Source organism: Microbacterium sp. NPDC057944 (genome assembly GCF_042887445.1).
Taxonomy (GTDB): domain Bacteria; phylum Actinomycetota; class Actinomycetes; order Actinomycetales; family Microbacteriaceae; genus Microbacterium; species Microbacterium natoriense.
This window is the reverse complement of record NZ_JBHVPJ010000003.1, coordinates 1-17,894: the sequence shown is the minus strand read 5'-3', so window position 1 is coordinate 17,894 and position 17,894 is coordinate 1. Positions and strand designations below refer to the sequence as shown.

Sequence of the window (17,894 nt, the reverse complement as noted above, 5' to 3'; positions counted from 1 at the left end):
TCGGGATGAGCATCCTCCCGCACAGCACCCCGGCGGCCGTTCCCGAGGGCGCCCGTCCGCTCGGCGACGGTCCGTTCCTCACGCCGGGAGAGCAGATCGACTGGCACTACCGCGCGCCCGGCTGGCAGCCGGGAGATCCCTCGACGATCAGCCCCATGCGCGTCGTGCGCGACGATGAGCGCGGTCTCGTGGCCTGGCTCGCTTCCGGCACGCTGCAGGAGGCTCAGGGCACGGTCACGGGCGAGCGTGTGCGCTCGATCCCGCTGGAGCGGCGCTGGCTCGACGGCCGCACGAGGATCGTCGAGGCATGGTGGGGCGGCGGCAGCCTGCGCATCGCTCCGGCCGGAGCGCCCTGGTCGGTGTGCCTGTTCTGGACGCACGCGGATGACGGCGACTGGCGCTTCGACGGCTGGTACGTGAATCTGGAGAACGCCCACCTGCGCACCGACCGCGACACCTACTCCTCGGATCACATCCTCGACGTCTGGATCGCGGCGGACCGCACGGTTCATCTCAAGGACGAAGACGAGGTCGCCGCGGCGATCGTGCAGGGTCGGCTCACCTGCGAGCAGGCCGCGCAGATCGAGAGGCATGCGGATGCCGCGATCCAGTCCTTCCACGACGGCGACTGGCCCTTCGACCCGGAGTGGGTCGCATGGCGCCCCGACCCGACGTGGACCCTCCCCGAGCTTCGCGGCCTGGAGGGGCTGCGGCGCCCCTGAGGTCTGCTCTGTTGCGGTGTCGGCGCTCTGCTCTGGGCGGAACGGGCTTCCGTGCGGAGGCGGATGCTGATGACATGGACGCATGACGACTGCACTGATCCTCGGCGGGACCGGCTGGCTCTCCGGCCGCATCGCGCGACGGCTGATCGACGACGGTGTCGAGGTCACGTGCCTCGCCCGTGGCGCACGCACGGCGCCGAGCGGGGCTGCTCTCGTGCGGGCCGACCGCGATGAGCCCGACGCATACGCGGAGGCGGCCGTCCGTGACTGGGACCGTGTGATCGACATCTCCTCCCGAGCCGACCATGTCGTCGCCGCCGTCGAGGCGCTCGGAGACCGAGCCGCACGCTGGACGTACGTCTCGTCGATGTCCGCCTATTCCGACGACGTCACGGTCGGCGCCGACGAGTCCGCTCCGCTGCACATCGCCGCCGAACCGGGGGACGAGTACGAGTACGGTCCGCAGAAGGTCGCGGCGGAGGACGCGGTGCGCACTCTCGCAGACCGGGCGCTCATCGTGCGACCCGGACTCATCGTCGGCGCGGGCGACCCCAGCGATCGGTTCGGATACTGGGCCGCGGCCTTCGACCGCGCGGGCGACGGGACGGTGCTGCTGCCGCCGACCGAGGGGCGCACGACGCAGGTGATCGACGTCGATGATCTCGCGGCGTACGTGGCCGCCACGGCATCGACCGGTGCGGTGAACACGATCGGCGACGAGCATCCGCTCGGCGAGGTGCTCGCACTGTTCCGCGCGGTGGCGGGGCATGCCGGCGCCACGGTGTCCGCCGACGAGGGATGGCTCGTGGAGCACGGCGTCGAGTACTGGATGGGGGAGCGCTCGCTGCCGCTGTGGCTGCCGGCGGAGATGACCGGTTTCATGACGCGCTCGAACGCCGCCTATCGTTCCGACGGCGGGACGCTGCGTCCGCTCGCGGACACCGTGGACGCGGTTCTCGCGGACGAACGAGCACGCGGCGTCGACCGCGAGCGGCGCGCGGGGCTCACCCGATCCCACGAGCTGGAGCTGCTCGCCGAGCTCGGGTGACCCGCGCTCTTCGCTAGACTGCGAGCAGTGACACGGGGTGCCGCATCCGCGGCTGAGAACAGACCCGTCGAACCTGATCTAGTTAGCACTAGCGAAGGGAATGTCGCATGAGCGATCTTCTGCGTCCTGCATCCGCCTCCGATCTCGTCTTCGAGGCCGCCACGCTGCTGGGGGTGCTGCGAGAGGCGCCTCCTCTCACGCACTGCATCACCAACGCCGTCGTCACCGGGTTCACGGCCAACGTGCTCCTCGCCGTCGGCGCGGCCCCCGCGATGGTCGACATCGTCGGCGAGGCCGGGATGTTCGCCGGCGTCGCCTCCGGCCTGCTCGTGAATCTCGGCACGCCGAACCCCGAGCAGCGAGCGGCGAGCCTGGAGGCGGCGGCCGGAGCCGCGGCGTCCGGCACGCCCTGGGTGCTCGACCCCGTCGCCATCGGCGCGCTCCCGGTGCGCACGGCGCTGGCGCAGGAGCTCGTGGCGCTGCGCCCGACGGCCATCCGAGGCAACGCCTCGGAGATCCTGGCACTGGCCGGTCTCAGCGCAGGCGGACGTGGGGTCGACGCCACCGACACCACGGATGCCGCCGCCGACGCCGCGGTCGCGCTCTCCTCGCGCTTCGGCAGCATCGTCGCGGTGTCGGGGCCGGTGGACCTGATCACCGACGGGCAGCGCGTACTGCGGCTCGCGAACGGACACGAGCTGCTCACCAGGGTCACCGGAGGCGGCTGCGCTCTCGGCGCCGTCATGGCTGCGTTCCTCGGGGCCGCACGGACCACGGGAGCCGATGCGCTCACCGCGGTCGCCTCGGCCAGCCTCGTCTACACGATCGCCGCCGAGCGCGCCGCTGCGGCATCCGCGGGCCCGGGCAGCTTCGCGGTCGCACTGCTCGATGCGCTCGCCGCCGTGCACCCTGACGATCTCGCCGGAGCGGCGCGCGTCGAGGGCGGCGCGCTGTGATCGCCGACCTCTCTCTGTACCTCGTCACCGATCCGGGGCTGTGCGGAGAACGCGGCGTCGTGGAGACCGTGCGGATGGCCGTCGACGGGGGAGTGCGCATCGTGCAGCTGCGCGACAAACGGGCGACGGATGCCGAGACGACCGCGCAGCTCGTCGAGCTCTCCCGGGTGATCGACGGTCGAGCGCTCCTCGTCGTGAACGACCGGCTCGACGCCGCGCTCGCCGCTCGTGCCGCAGGCGCCCGCGTCGACGGCGTGCACCTCGGACAGGGGGACTCCTCGGTGCTGCGCGCCCGCGCCGCACTCGGCCCCGACGCCCTCATCGGTCTCACCGCGAACAGCCCTGAGCACCTCGCCGCACTCGGAGAGCTGCCGGAGGGCACCGTGGACTACCTCGGCGTCGGCGTCATCCGACCGACAAGCACCAAGCCCGACCATCCGCCGGCACTCGGCATCGAGGGCTTCGCGGCGGTGGCCGCGGCCACTCCGCTGCCGTGCGTGGCGATCGGCGGCGTCGGCATCGACGACGCCGAGCCTCTGCGCGAGGCGGGCGCCGCCGGTCTCGCGGTCGTGTCGGCCCTGTGCGCCGCCGATGATCCGGCGGCGGCGGCGCGAGGCCTCCTCCGCCGCTGGCGTGCAGCGGGGGTGCCGCGGGTGCTCAGCATCGCCGGCAGCGACCCGTCGGGAGGGGCGGGCATCCAGGCCGACCTGAAGTCGATCGCGGCGAACGGGGGATACGGCATGGCCGTCCTCACCGCACTCACCGCGCAGAACACGCAGGGCGTCAGCGCCGTGCACGTGCCGCCGACGGAGTTCCTGCGCGCGCAGCTCGACGCGATCTCGGACGACATCGTCGTGGACGCCGTGAAGATCGGCATGCTCGCCGACGCGGAGGTCATCGGCGCGGTGGCCGACTGGCTCGACAGGGTGCGCCCGCCGATCGTCGTGATCGATCCCGTCATGGTCGCCACCAGCGGGGACCGCCTGCTCGACGCGGCGGCCGAGCGAGCGCTGCGCGGACTGCTGAGCCGTGCCGACGTCGTCACCCCCAATCTCACCGAGCTCGCCGTGCTGACCTCCCGTCGGATCGCAGGCTGGGAGGAGGCGCTCGCCGCGGCGGAGGATCTGTCGGCCGAGATCGGCGCCCAGGTGCTCGTCAAGGGCGGGCACCTCACCGGCGCGGAGACCCCGGACGCGCTGATCGGCGCCGGGGTGCGGCGCGAGTTCTCCGGCGCCCGCATCGACACCCCGCACACGCACGGCACCGGCTGCTCGCTGTCCTCCGCGTTGGCCACGCTGCTCGCGAGGGGGGAGAGCCCGGCGGATGCCGTCGCCGGAGCGCGCACCTGGCTGAGAGAGGCGCTGCGCGAGAGCCACGAACTCCGTGTCGGACGCGGACACGGTCCGGTGCACCACTTCGCAGGCCTGTGGTCCCGCGGCGGACTCGACACCCGACCCACCCCCGGCGAGGTCCGCGCGGACTGGTGGGAGGGCATCTCCGGCATCCGCTCCGGCATCGACGAGCTCCCGTTCATCCGTGCCCTCGCCGACGGAACGCTGGATCGGGACGCGTTCGTGTTCTACCTCGCGCAGGACGCGCTGTACCTGCGGGAGTACGCCAGAGTGCTGGCGGAGGCGTCCCGCCTGGCGCCGTCGTCGGCGGAGCAGGCGTTCTGGGCGGAGTCCGCACACGGGGCGATCGTCGGAGAGCTCGAGCTGCACGCCTCCTGGCTGACCCCCGCGACGGGCGTCGGCCAGGAGACGTTCTCCGCCGCGCCCGCCCCGACCACGACGGCCTACCTCGACCACCTGCGCTCCGTCGCCTTCGGGGGCGACTACGCCGAGCTCATCGCGGCGATCCTGCCCTGCTTCTGGCTCTACACCGACCTCGGTCGGCGTCTGCACGCGGGGGAGTCCGGGGAGTACGCCCGCGATCCACGGCATCCGTACGCGTCCTGGCTCGCGACCTACGCCGACCCCGGTTTCGAAGCCGCGACGGAGACGGCGATCGCGTACGTGTCGCGGGCCGCGGCGGCATCGTCGCCCTCGCGTAGAGAGAGGATGCTCCGCGCCTTCGAGATCGCGAGCGCGCACGAGCTCGCCTTCTTCGCTGCGCCGATCCCGCAGGGCATGTGACGCGCAGGATTTGCGGATGCCTCGGCGCTCGCGCTACTGTCGCGACATGCCTTCGGCCGCCACCGCTTCTCTGACGCTCGCTCCGAGCGTCATCGCTGTGCGCCGACGCCGCGGCGGCCGCCGACTCTAGGCGACCCCGCGCTCCTGCCTGTGCACGCACGGCGGTCGAGTGCCGGTGTCGCCGCTCAGGCCTCCGACCCTCCCACCGTTAAGGTAGAAGCATGACGTACTCCGTCGCCGTCTCCGGCGCATCCGGCTACGCAGGCGGCGAGATTCTGCGCCTCCTGGCCGCCCATCCCGACATCGAGATCCGCACCGTCACCGCGCACTCGAACGCAGGGCAGCCGCTGATCCAGCATCAGCCCCACCTGCGCTCGCTCGCCCATCTCACGCTGCAGGACACGACACCCGAGATCCTGGCAGGGCACGACATCGTGTTCCTCGCCCTGCCGCACGGGCAGTCGGGGCAGTACACCGACGCGCTCGGCTCGGTGCCGCTCGTGATCGACGCGGGCGCCGACCACCGGCTCACCTCGAAGGAGTCGTGGGACGCCTTCTACGGCGGCGACTTCCACGAGCCGTGGGCGTACGGCGTTCCCGAGCTGCCCGTCGGCGGGGGGAAGCAGCGGGCGAACCTGCGCGGTGCCACACGCATCGCGGCGCCGGGGTGCAACGCCTCGACCGTGAGCCTCAGCCTGGCCCCCGGTGTGGCCGCGGGAGTGATCGATCCCGGCGACATCGTCTCCGTGCTCGCGGTCGGCCCCTCCGGCGCGGGCAAGAGCCTCAAGACGAACCTCCTCGGCAGCGAGATCCTCGGCACCGCCAACCCCTACGCCGTGGGTGGCACGCACCGCCACATCCCGGAGATCAGGCAGGCGCTCGCCGCGGCGTCCGGGGCAGACGCCGACGGCATCCGCATCTCCTTCACGCCCGTGCTCGTCCCGATGTCGCGCGGCATCCTCGCCACCTCGACCGCTCCGATCGTCGAGGGCGTCACCGACGCGCAGATCCGCGACGCGTGGGAGAGCGCCTATGCGGGGGAGACCTTCGTCCAACTGCTCCCCGAGGGGCAGTTCCCGCGCACGGCCGACGTGCTCGGGGCGAACACCGCACTGATCGGACTCGCGATCGACCGCGCCGCGAACCGCGTCACGGTCGTCACCGCGGTCGACAACCTCGTCAAGGGCACCGCCGGTGCCGCCATCCAGTCCATGAACATCGCGCTCGGCCTCCCCGAAGACCGCGCCCTCTCCGTGAACGGAGTCGCACCGTGAGTGTCACCGCACCTGCAGGATTCGAGGCGGCCGGCGTCGCCGCAGGCCTCAAGAGCACGGGAAAGCCCGACGTCGCCGTGGTCGTGAACCGCGGCCCGCGCAAGGTCGGAGCGGCCGTCTTCACGAGCAACCGTGCCAAGGCCAACCCCATCATCTGGTCGCAGCAGGCCGTGGCCGACCGGGTCGTCGAGGCCGTTGTGCTGAACTCGGGCGGCGCGAACTGCTTCACCGGCAGCTTCGGCTTCCAGACCACGCACCAGACCGCCGAGAAGGCGGCCGAGCTCCTCGGCGTCAGCGCGGGGGATGTGCTCGTGTGCTCCACCGGGCTCATCGGCACCGGTGACGAGGTCTTCCGCTCGAAGGTCCTCGCCGGCACCGCGCAGGCGATCGCCGAGCTCTCCTCCGCAGGTGGAGACGCCGCAGCCCAGGCCATCATGACCACGGACACGGTCGCCAAGACCGCGGTGGTCAGCCGCGACGGCTGGACCATCGGCGGCATGGCGAAGGGCGCGGGGATGCTCGCGCCCGGTCTCGCCACCATGCTCGTGGTGCTCACCACGGATGCCGTCCTCGAACCGCTCGAGGCCGATGAGGCGCTCCGTCGGGCGACCGGTCAGACGTTCGACCGTCTCGACTCCGACGGCTGCATGTCGACCAACGACCAGGTGACGCTGCTCGCCAACGGGGCGTCCGAGGTGGCTCCCGACCTCGACGACTTCGCCGCCGCGCTCTCCGAGGTCTGCCAGGAGCTCGCCGTCAAGCTGCAGGGCGACGCCGAGGGGGCGAGCCACGACATCACGATCGAGGTGCAGCACGCGGCATCCGAGAAGGACGCCGTCGAGGTCGGCCGCTCCGTCGCCCGCAACAACCTCTTCAAGGCGGCGATCTTCGGCAACGACCCGAACTGGGGGCGCGTGCTCGCCGCGATCGGCACCACGGCCGCGCAGTTCGACCCCTACGACGTCGACGTGTGGATGAACGGCGTCCGCGTGTGCAGCGAGGGCGGCCCCGACCGTCCGCGCGATGAGGTCGACCTGACCCCTCGGGCCACCCACCTCGTCATCGACCTCAAGGTCGGCGAGGCCACGGCATCCATCCTCACGAACGATCTCACCCACGACTACGTCCACGAGAACAGCGCCTACGCCTCATGACCGACATCCAGGACACCCCGGCCGAGATCGCCGCGGTCAAGGCCGAGACCCTCATCGAGTCCCTCCCGTGGCTGAAGAAGTTCCGCGACCAGATCGTCGTCGTCAAGTACGGCGGCAACGCCATGGTCTCCGACGAGCTGCAGGAGGCGTTCGCCCAGGACATCGCGTACCTGCGTTACGTCGGCGTGCAGCCCGTCGTCGTGCACGGCGGGGGCCCGCAGATCTCGAACATGCTCGATCGTCTCGACATCCCGAGCGAGTTCAAGGGCGGCTACCGGGTCACCACCACCGAGGCGATCAGCGTCGTGCGGATGGTCCTCACCGGCCAGGTCAACCCGCAGCTGGTCTCGAAGATCAACTCGCACGGCCCGATCGCCACCGGTCTCAGCGGTGAGGACGCCGGTCTCTTCGGCGGGCGTCGTCGCGGCGTCATCATCGAGGGGGAGGAGGTCGATCTGGGTCGCGTTGGCGATGTCGTCGAGGTCGATCCGACCCCCGTGCTCGATCACCTGGCGGCGGGGCGAGTGCCGGTCGTGTCGTCGATCGCGCCCGATCTGGACCACCCTGGTCAGTCGCTCAACGTCAACGCGGATGCCGCCGCCGCCGCCCTCGCGGTGGCGCTCGGGGCGCGCAAGCTCGTCATCCTCACCGATGTGCCGGGGCTCTACGCCGACTGGCCCAACAGGGACTCCCTCGTCTCGCACCTGACATCGGACGCGCTCGTCGAGATGCTGCCGAGCCTGGAGTCCGGGATGATCCCGAAGATGAGGGCCTGCCTGGACGCGGTCGAGGGCGGCGTCGACGCCGCGGCGATCATCGACGGACGGGTGCCGCACTCGGTGCTCGTCGAACTCTTCACCAGCAAGGGAATCGGAACAGAAGTGGTCATGGGAAGCGCAGGGACGACGGCATGAGCAACTGGCAGGATGACGCGGCGAGCGATCTGGTCCTCAACGCGGGGCCCCGACTCGCCATGCTCACGCGCGGCGAGGGCTCGTATCTGTGGGACTCCGAGGGCAGGCGCCTGCTGGACTTCCTCGCGGGCATCGCGGTGACCTCCCTCGGCCACGCGCACCCCGTGTTCGTCGAGGCCGTGTCCCGCCAGGCGGCGACCCTCGCTCACGTGTCGAACTACTTCGCCACACCGTCGCAGCTCGCGCTCGCCGCGCGCCTGAAGCGGCTCGCAGGTGCGGGCCTCGACGGCCGCGTGTTCTTCTCGAACTCCGGCGCCGAGGCCAACGAGGCGGCGTTCAAGCTCGCCCGTCTGCACGGCGGAGCAGGGAAGCCGCGCATCATCGCACTGGAGAACGGCTTCCACGGGCGCACGATGGGCTCCCTCGCCATGACGGCGAAGGATTCGATGCGCGCCCCGTTCGAGCCCATGCCCGGCGGTGTCGAGCACATCCCGGCGACGATCGAGGCGCTCGAGGCCGCGATCGACGACCGCGTCGCCGCGGTCATCGTCGAGCCCATCCAGGGAGAGGCCGGAGTGGTCGAGCTGCCCGAGGGGTACCTCGCCGCGGCCCGCTCGCTCACCCTGAAGCACGGCGCGCTGCTCATCGTCGACGAGATCCAGACCGGCGCAGGGCGCACCGGAGCCTGGTTCGGCTTCAGCCACGAGGGCATCACCCCCGATGCGATCACCCTCGCGAAGGGGATCGGCGGCGGCTTCCCGATCGGCGCCCTGGTCACCTACGGGGCCGCGAGCGCGCTCTTCACACCCGGTTCGCACGGCTCGACGTTCGGCGGCAACCCGCTGGCGACCGCAGTGGCCGATGCCGTCCTCGCCGAGATCGAGGACGCGGGTCTCGTCGAGAACGCCGCCCTGCGCGGCGCCGAGCTGCGCGATCTCATCGAGGCCATCGACTTCCCGCTGATCGAGGGCGTCCGCGGTCGCGGTCTCCTCATCGGCGTCGCACTGACCGCTCCCGTGGCCGGCGCCGTGGTCGCCGCGGCCCAGGAGCGCGGTCTCATCGTGAACGCCGCCAACCCCGAGACCGTGCGCATCGCGCCGGCGCTCACCATCGGCGCCGCCGAGCTCGCCGAGTTCCGCGAGCTGTTCACTGCATCCCTCGCCGACGTCCAGGCATCCCTCACCGACTCCGGAAAGGCCCCCGCATGACCCGCCACCTGCTGCGTGACGACGACCTCACCCCCGCCGAGCAGGCGGAGATCCTCGATCTCGCGCTGGAGCTGAAGAAGGACCGCTGGGCGGACAAGAGCCTCGCCGGTCCGCAGACCGTCGCGGTGATCTTCGACAAGTCGTCCACCCGCACTCGCGTGTCCTTCGCGGTCGGCATCGCGGATCTCGGCGGTTCCCCGCTGATCATCTCGACGGCCAACAGCCAGCTCGGCGGCAAGGAGACGCCCTCCGACACCGCACGCGTGCTGGAGCGCCAGGTCGCGGCGATCGTCTGGCGCACCTACGCCCAGGCCGGTCTCGAGGAGATGGCGAACGGCACCCGCGTGCCGGTGGTCAACGCGCTCTCCGACGACTTCCACCCCTGCCAGCTGCTGGCCGACCTCCTCACGATCCGCGAGCACAAGGGCGAGCTGAAGGGTCTCACCCTCACGTTCTTCGGCGACGGGCAGAGCAACATGGCGCACTCCTACGCGCTCGCGTGCGTCACGGCGGGCATGCACGTGCGCATCGCCTCGCCGGCCGACTACGCGCCGCGCGCCGACGTCGTCGAGGCCGCCGACCGCCGTGCCGCCGAGACCGGCGGCTCGATCACGCTCTACACGGACCCGGTGGAGGCGGCGGCCGGCGCCGACGTGGTCGTCACCGACACGTGGGTGTCGATGGGCAAGGAGGAGGAGAAGCTCGCGCGCATCCGCGATCTCGGGGGCTACAAGGTGACGCCGGAGACGATGACGATCGCCGACTCCGAGGCGATCTTCATCCACTGCCTCCCCGCTGACCGCGGCTACGAGGTCGACTCCGAGGTCATCGACGGTCCGCAGAGCGTCGTGTGGGACGAGGCCGAGAACCGCCTGCACGCGCAGAAGGCGCTGCTGGTCTGGCTGCTCCGCAAGAACGGGGAGGCCGCCTGATGGGCGCGGACAAGAACGAGGGCACGAACGAGGGAGCCCTGTGGGGAGCGCGTTTCGCGAGCGGTCCCTCTCCCGAGCTCGTCGAGCTGAGCCGCTCGACGCACTTCGACTGGATCCTCGCACCGTACGACATCGCCGGATCCCATGCACATGCGACGGCCCTCGAAGCCGCAGGGTACCTCGAAGCCGATGAGGCGACGCGGATGCACGAGGGACTGGATGCCGTGGCCCGCAAGGTCGCGGACGGCTCGCTGCGGCCGCAGCCGACGGACGAGGACGTGCACGGCGCCCTGGAGCAGGCCCTGATCGCCGAGCTCGGGCCCGAGCTGGGCGGACGCCTGCGCGCGGGTCGCAGCCGGAACGACCAGATCGCGACGCTCGTGCGCATGTACCTGATCGACCACGCCCGGGTGATCGCCCGTGACATCCTCCGCGTGATCGACGCGCTCGTCGCCCAGGCCGAGGCGCACCCCGATGCGATCCTCCCCGGTCGCACCCATCTGCAGCACGCGCAGCCCGTGCTCCTCGCCCACCACCTGCAGGCGCACGGCTGGCCTCTGGTGCGAGAGCTCGAGCGGCTCGTCGACTGGCGTCGCCGTGCCGGCGTCTCGCCGTACGGCGGCGGAGCGCTCGCGGGTTCGACCCTGGGCCTCGACCCGGCGCTCGTCGCGACGGAGCTCGGACTCGACCGTCCCGCCGAGAACTCCCTCGACGGCACCTCCGCGCGTGACGTGGTGGCGGAGTTCGCCTTCATCACGGCCATGACGGGCGTCGACCTGTCGCGCCTCGCCGAGGAGATCATCCTCTGGAACACGCGCGAGTTCGGGTTCGTCACGCTGCACGACGGCTACTCGACCGGGTCGAGCATCATGCCGCAGAAGAAGAACCCCGACATCGCCGAGCTGGCCAGAGGCAAGTCGGGCCGGCTGATCGGCAACCTCTCGGGTCTCATGGCGACGCTCAAGGGGCTGCCCCTGGCGTACAACCGCGACCTGCAGGAGGACAAGGAGCCGGTCTTCGACTCCGTGCAGACGTTGGAAGTCGTGCTGCCCGCGTTCGCCGGCATGGTCGCGACGCTGCAGTTCGACACGCAGCGGATGGCCGCGCTCGCCCCGCAGGGCTTCTCCCTCGCGACGGACGTCGCGGAGTGGCTGGTCAAGCGCCGCGTGCCCTTCCGCGACGCGCACGAGATCTCCGGTGCGCTCGTCCGCTCCTGCGAGGACCGGGGGATCGGCCTCGAAGACGCCTCCGACGAGCTGCTGCTCTCGGTGTCCGCACACCTGGCGCCCGAGGTGCGCGAGGTGCTGACGATCGAGGGATCCGTCGCCTCGCGCACGGGCGCCGGTGGCACCGCCCCCGTGCGCGTCGCGGAGCAGCGCGCCGAGCTCGTCGCACGGGCACAGGCAGCGGCGCACGCTCTCGGGCTGTAGTCCTGCCGCGGCGGATCCGGCTCAGTGCAGGGTCGCGTCCGCCGCGGAGCGCACCCAGCGCGTGAATCGCACGGTGAGCCCGGAGCGCATGGGGGCGGCGAGGAACGGACCGGCGGATGCCGCGGCGTCTCCGTCGAACGGCGCGACCCGCACCAGGCGCCAGTCGCCGTCGTCGGCGCGAGCCCGCACGATCACGGCATCCGGCCAGCGGCTCACGCGCACGGTGATCTCGCTTCCGTGCCAGTCGTCGACGTGGCCCACCGACCAGTCCGAGCCGACGTCGGTGACGACGGCGCCGAGTCCGAGGTGGTCGTCGGCGTACTCGATCCCCGCCTTGATCCAGTGCTCGTCGTCGATCTTCACGAAGACACCGGCCTGGTCGAACTGACCGTCCCACGGAGCCTGGAACGACACGTCCATGGCCTCGCCGACGGCGAGGGGCGCGAGAAGCGCGTGCTCGCTGTCGTGCACGAAGCCGTAGGCGGTGCGTCGCCAGGCGTCGCTGCCCTCGACGGCCGTGACGTCGAGGTGGGGTTCGTCGGATGCCGCCGTCGACTGGGCGAAGGGGGCATGGGTCCACGAGCCGTCGGACCAGGGGATGATGTGCGATTCAGGCATATCCTCAAGATATAACTAAATAACGCATAAGTACAGAGTTATTCGTGATACGGTTATCCGATGGTCATCGCCGTACTCGCCGACATCGTCGGCTCCCGCAGGCTCGATGATCGCACGGCCGCGCAGCACGTGCTCGACCGGACGATCGCGCAGGTCGAGGCCGACCTCCCGCTGGCCGCGCAGCCGCTGACTCCCACGGTGGGAGACGAGCAGCAGGGCGTCTACAGCGACCTCGGAGACGCGCTGATCTCGCTCCTGATGATCCAGCTCCGGCTGCCGGACGGCATCGCGTTCCGGTTCGGGATCGGCGTGGGAGAGGTGCGTCCCGTCGCATCCGTGCACGGCGAGCTCGCAGACGGGCCGGGGTGGTACGCCGCGCGCGCGGCGATCGAGACCGTGCACGCGAGGGAAGGCCGCGCCGTGCCGCGCACGCGCACGTGGATTGTCGGAGCCCCCGGGCAGGATGAGGTCATGGAGACCACGATCGCGGCGTCCAACGCCTACCTCCTCGTCAGGGACGAGCTGGTGGGCGCCATGAACGAGCGCGAACGGCGTCTGACCTACGGACGCATCATCGGACGGTCGCAGCAGGAGCTCGCCGCCGAGGAGGGCATCTCCCAGCCGAGCATCTCGAAGGCGCTGCGCACCGCGGGAGCCGCCGCGATCGTCGAGGGACTGGCCGCGCTCAGAGGGGAGCTCGCATGATCGTCGCCGGATTCGTCCTGCTGGCCGTCGGCGCCGCCGACCTCGTGCGGCAGTTCGCGCCCCGCCGGTGGATCGGCTATCTCTCCGTGGTGGTGATCCTGCTCCTGCTCGGCAGCGTGAGCGACGCCCTGCTGCCGATGATCGCAGCGCTCGTCGTGGGCGCTCTGTGGGTGTGGTGCATGCCAGACGATCGACCGGCGCCCCTGGGATTCTGGCCTGCGGTCCTCCTCGGCGTCCTCAGCGTGGGCGCGGTGGTGTGGTGGGGAGCCCGCACCGACGCCGGTCTCATCGGCGGAGTCTGGAGTCTGCGCTCGCCGTTCGGCGACGTGTCCTTCGATCTGGCGGTGCTCACGCTGGGCGCCGGAGTCTTCCTGCTCGAATCCGCGAACCTCGTGGTGCGCGCCGCACTCGACGGCGAGCACACCTGGCGTCCGGCCGATCCGGTGGCGGTCGTCACCGCACCGTCGGACTCGGCGACCCCCGTCGTGGAGGCCGAGTCGTCGGGCGCCGAGTCGTCGGACGATGCGGCGGCGAAGAGCGCAGCGACTCCTGCTGATCCGCGCGGCGGGTTCAAAGGCGGGCGGCTGATCGGGCCGCTGGAGCGCACGCTTGTGATGATCCTCACCCTCGCATCGGCGTACCCGATCCTGGCAGCGATGCTCGCGGCGAAGGGCATCGTGCGCTTCCCGGAGATCTCGCGCGACGGCGAGACCGGCGCCAGGGCGGAGTACTTCCTCGTCGGAAGCCTCGTCAGCTGGGTGATCGGGCTGGGAGCGACGTTCCTTGTCTGGTGGGCCGCGCACAGCTGAGCGGTTCACCGCTGATAGCCTTGATCGCGTGTCTGATCCCGCTCTGACGACTGCGGCGCCCGCGATCGATCCCACGTTCGACAACGTGTGGGACGAACTCGTGTGGCGTGGCCTCGTCCACGTGTCCACCGACCAGGAGGCGCTGCGCGCCCTGCTCGCGGGAGACCCCATCACGTACTACTGCGGGTTCGATCCGACCGCTCCGAGCCTGCACCTGGGCAACCTCGTGCAGCTGCTCACGCTGCGTCGCATCCAGCTCGCCGGCCACAAGCCTCTCGGCCTCGTCGGCGGCTCGACCGGCCTCATCGGAGATCCGCGGCCGACCGCCGAGCGCACGCTGAACACGCGCGAGACCGTGGTCGAGTGGGTCGGGCGCCTGCGCACCCAGGTCGAGCGCTACCTCAGCTTCGAGGGCGACAACGCCGCACGCATCGTCAACAACCTCGACTGGACGGCGCCGATGTCGGCGATCGACTTCCTGCGCGAGATCGGCAAGCATTACCGCGTCGGCACCATGCTGAAGAAGGACGCGGTCGCCGCGCGCCTGAACTCCGACGCCGGCATCAGCTACACCGAGTTCAGCTACCAGATCCTGCAGGGGATGGACTTCCTGGAGCTCTTCCGCCAGTACGACTGCGTGCTGCAGACCGGCGGCAGCGACCAGTGGGGCAACCTCACCAGCGGAACCGACCTCATCCACCGCGTCGAGGGCGCTTCGGTGCACGCGATCGGCACCCCGCTGATCACGAACAGCGACGGCACGAAGTTCGGCAAGAGCGAGGGCAACGCGATCTGGCTGGATGCCGAGATGTGCAGCCCCTACCGGATGTACCAGTTCTGGCTCAGCACCGCGGATGCCGACGTCATCGACCGGCTGAAGGTCTTCACCTTCCTCAGCCGGGCAGAGATCGAGGAGTACGCGGCGCTCGTGGAGTCCGAGCCGTTCCGCCGTGCGGCGCAGAAGCGTCTCGCGCTCGAGGTCGTCGCCACGGTTCACGGCATCGATTCCGCCGCCGTCGTGATCGCGGCATCCGAGGCGCTGTTCGGACAGGGCGACCTGACCGCGCTCGACGCCTCGACGCTGCGGACCGCGCTGGAGGAGCTGCCGAACGCCACCGTGCCTTCGGGGACTCCGGTCGTCGAGGCTCTCGTGACGACCGGTCTGGTGTCCAGTCTCAGCGAGGCCCGGCGTGCGATCACGCAGGGCGGGGTGTCGGTCGACGGCATCCGTGTCGACGACGAGTCCGCAACCGTGAGCGGTGCGCTTCCCGGCGGAGTCTCCGTGCTCCGTCGAGGCAAGAAGACTCTCGCCGGCGTCTTCGTCGGCTGACGGTCGTCCGTCGCGAGCAGAGCGGATGCCGTTCACCCCGAGTCACGCGCTGGTCGCACTGCCGTTCGTACGCACGCCGCTCGTGCCGTCGGCGATCGCGATAGGTGCGATGGCGCCCGATCTGCCCCTGTTCATCCGTGGAACAGGGCTGGACTACGGGTTCACTCACACCTACGCGAACGTGATCTGGACGGCGCTCGTCGCATTCGCGCTGTTCCTGATCTGGCGAGTCGTGCTGCGTCCGGCCGTTCCGGAGCTCTCACCGGTCTGGTTGGCGCGTCGGCTTCCTGCGAGCTGGGATGACCGGGGCCTCCCTGCGCTGCGTAAGGCGATCGGCAATGGCGAGTCGCGCTTCTTCCCCCTGCTTCTCGCGGCCTCGCTGATCCTCGGTGTCCTGTCCCACATCCTCTGGGACTCCTTCACACACGAGGGGCGGTGGGGTGTCGAGATGCTGCCGGCGCTCGATCGGATGTGGGGACCTCTGACCGGGTTCAAATGGCTGCAGTACGGCTCGGGGGCGGGCGCGCTGGTCATCATCGGCGGCTGGGCGATCCTTCGAGTGACCAGGGCCGTGCCCCGAGAGAGCATCGTGCGGGCGCTCCCCTCGGCCGTGCGGATCTCCTGGTGGCTGTCGCTCCCGATGATCCTCGCCACGGCGTGGATCATCGGGTTCGCGGCCTACGGTCCGTTCACCGATGACTTCACCCTGCAGCACCTCGCCTATCGGGTGCTCCCACCGGCCTGTGCGGTGTGGGGTGCGCTGACCGTGATCCTCTGCCTGCTGCTGCCGGTGTTCCGCGGTCGTCACCAGCGGGGCTGATCCGCGCCCCACTCGTGCGGGGCACGGAAGTCGAGCCCGGGAAGAGCGGGTCGCGCGGTGGCGAGTCGTCGTCCTCCGATGGCGAAGTGCGCCGTATGGGGTGCGGGGTCGACGTCGCGTTCCGGCGCGGGTTCCGCGTTCCGCGGCATCCCGAGAAGCTCGGCGGCGATGCGACGCAAGGAGGTTCGCACCTGCCAGGTGCCGCCGTCTCGTCGTCGCCGCTCGAGCAGCGCGACGACGGACGCGGCGAGCAGATAGCCCGCACTGTGGTCGAGTGCCTGCGCGGGAAGCGCCCCCGGACGGTCGCCGTCCGCCGACTCGACGAGCGCGATGCCTGACTCCGCCTGCACCAGGCTGTCGAAACCGGCGCGCTCCGGGTGGTCGACACCCCAGGCGCTGAGCTGCGCGATGACGAGACCTGGATAGCGCTCGGCGAGGACTTCTGGGGAGAAGCCGAGTCGATCCAGCGCCGCGGGGCGGTATCCGAGCACGACGACGTCCGCCTGGGCGAGGAGCGCGTGCATCTCGGACGAGCGGGCGTCGAGCAGGGCCGACCTTTTGCCGTGGCCGGTGTCGAAGTGCTGCCATTCGGCTTCCGGCAGGTGCGGCGGATCGATACGGAGGACGTCGGCGCCGAGGAGCGCGAGCGTGCGAGTGCAGACGGGGCCGGCGATCACGCGGGTGAGATCGAGGACGCGGATCCCCGACAGTGGGAGTGCGCGGACGGGCGAGAGGGGGAGGGGGATTTCCGGAGCAAGGGGTGCTCGACCGGGGCCCTCGACACCGCGGACGTCCAGCAGAGGAGTCCTGCGCAGTGCGGCATCCTCGGCCGGCCGCTCGGTGGAGACGACCACGGCGAGACCTCCCTCGGAGGAGATCGCGGTGGCAGCCTCCGTCGATGTCCGCTCGGCGAACGCGGAGGAGATCGCGTCGAGGTCGGTGATCCCGAGACCCCGCAGCAGCGCCTCCGCGTGGTGGCGGTAGTTCCCGTGGGTGCGCACCCACCCGTCGCGGGAGCGCCAGAACCCCGAGTACGGCGACCACACCGATGGCGCCGTGTCGTCGACGGTCAGCAGGCGGTCGCTCCGGTATGAGAGGGCGATCCGGTCAGGGTCGAGCTCTGCGCTGATCCCCGCCACAGATGCCACCGAGGCCACGCTCGCCCAGGCGAGATCCGCCGTCGCCAGGCGGGAGGGCAGGGGTACGCGGTGTGCCGGCGCGGGAATCGGGACCGACGCGTGATCCATGCCGAGCTCGGTGAGAACGCGATCGTGCAGGGCCTGGTCCGGACGGGGGAGGAGGGGCGCAGACATGAGCCGATCGTACTCCGCGGCGCGTTCGACGCCGGATTCGCGATCTGGCCAGGGGGAAACAGCGGGACCGGCGACGACGACACGCCCGGGGGGTACGGCCCGATTTGCCGGAACCCCGGAATCCGCGTAACTTATTACTTGTTCGCCCCACAGGGAAGCGGAGAGGCCGAGAGCTTCACCCCCCTCAAGCGGAGAACCACCTCCCGATCCTCTCACTTGTGAGATCAGACGCCTGCGTCTAGGATGGGAGGTCCACCCCTTCTGCGGCTGTCTCCAGCTGCGCGGCGGATCTCAGATCTGCTCGACGCGCTGATTTGACAAGCGAGGCGGGGCGGATAAGCTAGTGAAGTTGCCTCGGCGCCCTGAGCGGTGAGGTTGCGAATCTGGTTCTGAGCCTCACGGCGTGTCGATTTGACAAGCCGAGCAGGACAGGTAAGATTGAGAAGTTGCCCTTCGGGCCTGGTTGTGATGACTGGGTCGGGGGAGCGTCCGATCCTTGAGAACTCAACAGCGTGCACTTGTCAAA

At 70.6% G+C, this 17,894-nt stretch carries 16 protein-coding genes and 1 riboswitch; of the genes, 14 read left to right on the top strand and 2 right to left on the bottom strand.

What is annotated here, in order from left to right:
• The first annotated feature begins 5 nt into the window (after positions 1-5).
• From ACFVRO_RS17130 to argH, 10 genes are all read left to right on the top strand, one after another.
• Positions 6-722 carry a DUF402 domain-containing protein gene (locus ACFVRO_RS17130; protein ID WP_386954556.1) on the top strand — a complete coding sequence of 239 codons (717 nt, stop codon included), beginning with the start codon at positions 6-8 and terminating at the stop codon, positions 720-722.
• 82 nt (positions 723-804) lie between these two features.
• Entirely contained in the window at positions 805-1,770 is a 966-nt protein-coding gene (locus ACFVRO_RS17125) for an NAD-dependent epimerase/dehydratase family protein (RefSeq protein WP_386954553.1), read from the top strand.
• A 23-nt stretch (positions 1,771-1,793) separates the two neighbouring features.
• Positions 1,794-1,888, top strand: a riboswitch (TPP riboswitch).
• Positions 1,878-2,726 (top strand): hydroxyethylthiazole kinase, encoded by an 849-nt coding sequence (thiM, locus tag ACFVRO_RS17120; protein ID WP_386954551.1) that lies wholly within the window; start codon positions 1,878-1,880, stop codon positions 2,724-2,726. It overlaps the preceding riboswitch by 11 nt.
• Complete coding sequence (locus ACFVRO_RS17115) at positions 2,723-4,861, top strand: bifunctional hydroxymethylpyrimidine kinase/phosphomethylpyrimidine kinase (protein ID WP_386954548.1); 2,139 nt, start codon at positions 2,723-2,725, stop codon at positions 4,859-4,861. The genes thiM and ACFVRO_RS17115 overlap by 4 nt, the downstream gene beginning before the upstream one ends.
• A gap of 221 nt (positions 4,862-5,082) precedes the next feature.
• The gene (argC, locus tag ACFVRO_RS17110) at positions 5,083-6,135 is read left to right on the top strand and encodes an N-acetyl-gamma-glutamyl-phosphate reductase (protein ID WP_386954545.1); all 1,053 of its coding nucleotides are present in this window, start codon (positions 5,083-5,085) and stop codon (positions 6,133-6,135) included.
• Positions 6,132-7,289, top strand: a complete 1,158-nt coding sequence (argJ, locus tag ACFVRO_RS17105) for a bifunctional glutamate N-acetyltransferase/amino-acid acetyltransferase ArgJ (protein ID WP_386954542.1) — start codon at positions 6,132-6,134, stop codon at positions 7,287-7,289. Before argC ends, argJ begins: the two co-directional genes overlap by 4 nt.
• Positions 7,286-8,203, top strand: coding sequence for an acetylglutamate kinase (argB, locus tag ACFVRO_RS17100; RefSeq protein WP_105672379.1), 918 nt, complete (start codon positions 7,286-7,288; stop codon positions 8,201-8,203). The genes argJ and argB overlap by 4 nt, the downstream gene beginning before the upstream one ends.
• Entirely contained in the window at positions 8,200-9,411 is a 1,212-nt protein-coding gene (locus tag ACFVRO_RS17095) for an acetylornithine transaminase (protein WP_386954540.1), read from the top strand. The genes argB and ACFVRO_RS17095 overlap by 4 nt, the downstream gene beginning before the upstream one ends.
• The gene (gene argF / locus ACFVRO_RS17090; protein WP_341941770.1) at positions 9,408-10,343 is read left to right on the top strand and encodes an ornithine carbamoyltransferase; all 936 of its coding nucleotides are present in this window, start codon (positions 9,408-9,410) and stop codon (positions 10,341-10,343) included. The genes ACFVRO_RS17095 and argF overlap by 4 nt, the downstream gene beginning before the upstream one ends.
• Positions 10,343-11,773 carry an argininosuccinate lyase gene (argH, locus tag ACFVRO_RS17085; protein WP_386954538.1) on the top strand — a complete coding sequence of 477 codons (1,431 nt, stop codon included), beginning with the start codon at positions 10,343-10,345 and terminating at the stop codon, positions 11,771-11,773. Before argF ends, argH begins: the two co-directional genes overlap by 1 nt.
• A gap of 21 nt (positions 11,774-11,794) precedes the next feature.
• Here argH and ACFVRO_RS17080 read toward each other — a convergent pair whose 3' ends face one another.
• Entirely contained in the window at positions 11,795-12,391 is a 597-nt protein-coding gene (locus tag ACFVRO_RS17080; RefSeq protein ID WP_386954535.1) for a DUF1349 domain-containing protein, read from the bottom strand.
• Between the two features lie 60 nt (positions 12,392-12,451).
• Here ACFVRO_RS17080 and ACFVRO_RS17075 point away from each other — a divergent pair, with 60 nt between their 5' ends.
• From ACFVRO_RS17075 to ACFVRO_RS17060, 4 genes are read left to right on the top strand one after another with little or no spacing between them, the layout of a single operon-like run.
• Positions 12,452-13,096 carry a SatD family protein gene (locus ACFVRO_RS17075; RefSeq protein WP_105672374.1) on the top strand — a complete coding sequence of 215 codons (645 nt, stop codon included), beginning with the start codon at positions 12,452-12,454 and terminating at the stop codon, positions 13,094-13,096.
• Positions 13,093-13,905 carry a hypothetical protein gene (locus ACFVRO_RS17070; RefSeq protein WP_386954532.1) on the top strand — a complete coding sequence of 271 codons (813 nt, stop codon included), beginning with the start codon at positions 13,093-13,095 and terminating at the stop codon, positions 13,903-13,905. Before ACFVRO_RS17075 ends, ACFVRO_RS17070 begins: the two co-directional genes overlap by 4 nt.
• Before the next feature lie 28 nt (positions 13,906-13,933).
• Positions 13,934-15,235: a tyrosine--tRNA ligase gene (gene tyrS, locus ACFVRO_RS17065; RefSeq protein WP_386954530.1), complete on the top strand. Its 1,302-nt coding sequence runs from the start codon at positions 13,934-13,936 to the stop codon at positions 15,233-15,235.
• A 25-nt stretch (positions 15,236-15,260) separates the two neighbouring features.
• Positions 15,261-16,055: a DUF4184 family protein gene (locus ACFVRO_RS17060; RefSeq protein ID WP_386954528.1), complete on the top strand. Its 795-nt coding sequence runs from the start codon at positions 15,261-15,263 to the stop codon at positions 16,053-16,055.
• Here ACFVRO_RS17060 and ACFVRO_RS17055 read toward each other — a convergent pair.
• Positions 16,040-17,368, bottom strand: a complete 1,329-nt coding sequence (locus ACFVRO_RS17055; protein WP_386954525.1) for a CoA transferase — start codon at positions 17,366-17,368, stop codon at positions 16,040-16,042. The genes ACFVRO_RS17060 and ACFVRO_RS17055 overlap by 16 nt on opposite strands.
• Between the last annotated feature and the right edge of the window lie 526 nt (positions 17,369-17,894).

What these genes read in the sequence shown, in the direction of transcription:
- thiM (WP_386954551.1), top strand. Translation starts at nt 1,878, where the DNA reads ATGAGCGATCTTCTGCGTCCTGCATCCGCCTCCGATCTCGTCTTCGAG.
- argF (WP_341941770.1), top strand. Translation starts at nt 9,408, where the DNA reads ATGACCCGCCACCTGCTGCGTGACGACGACCTCACCCCCGCCGAGCAG.
- ACFVRO_RS17130 (WP_386954556.1), top strand. Translation starts at nt 6, where the DNA reads ATGAGCATCCTCCCGCACAGCACCCCGGCGGCCGTTCCCGAGGGCGCC.
- ACFVRO_RS17095 (WP_386954540.1), top strand. Translation starts at nt 8,200, where the DNA reads ATGAGCAACTGGCAGGATGACGCGGCGAGCGATCTGGTCCTCAACGCG.
- ACFVRO_RS17080 (WP_386954535.1), bottom strand. Translation starts at nt 12,391, where the DNA reads ATGCCTGAATCGCACATCATCCCCTGGTCCGACGGCTCGTGGACCCAT.
- ACFVRO_RS17075 (WP_105672374.1), top strand. Translation starts at nt 12,452, where the DNA reads ATGGTCATCGCCGTACTCGCCGACATCGTCGGCTCCCGCAGGCTCGAT.
- ACFVRO_RS17070 (WP_386954532.1), top strand. Translation starts at nt 13,093, where the DNA reads ATGATCGTCGCCGGATTCGTCCTGCTGGCCGTCGGCGCCGCCGACCTC.
- ACFVRO_RS17055 (WP_386954525.1), bottom strand. Translation starts at nt 17,368, where the DNA reads ATGTCTGCGCCCCTCCTCCCCCGTCCGGACCAGGCCCTGCACGATCGC.
- argH (WP_386954538.1), top strand. Translation starts at nt 10,343, where the DNA reads ATGGGCGCGGACAAGAACGAGGGCACGAACGAGGGAGCCCTGTGGGGA.
- ACFVRO_RS17060 (WP_386954528.1), top strand. Translation starts at nt 15,261, where the DNA reads ATGCCGTTCACCCCGAGTCACGCGCTGGTCGCACTGCCGTTCGTACGC.
- argB (WP_105672379.1), top strand. Translation starts at nt 7,286, where the DNA reads ATGACCGACATCCAGGACACCCCGGCCGAGATCGCCGCGGTCAAGGCC.
- argC (WP_386954545.1), top strand. Translation starts at nt 5,083, where the DNA reads ATGACGTACTCCGTCGCCGTCTCCGGCGCATCCGGCTACGCAGGCGGC.
- ACFVRO_RS17125 (WP_386954553.1), top strand. Translation starts at nt 805, where the DNA reads ATGACGACTGCACTGATCCTCGGCGGGACCGGCTGGCTCTCCGGCCGC.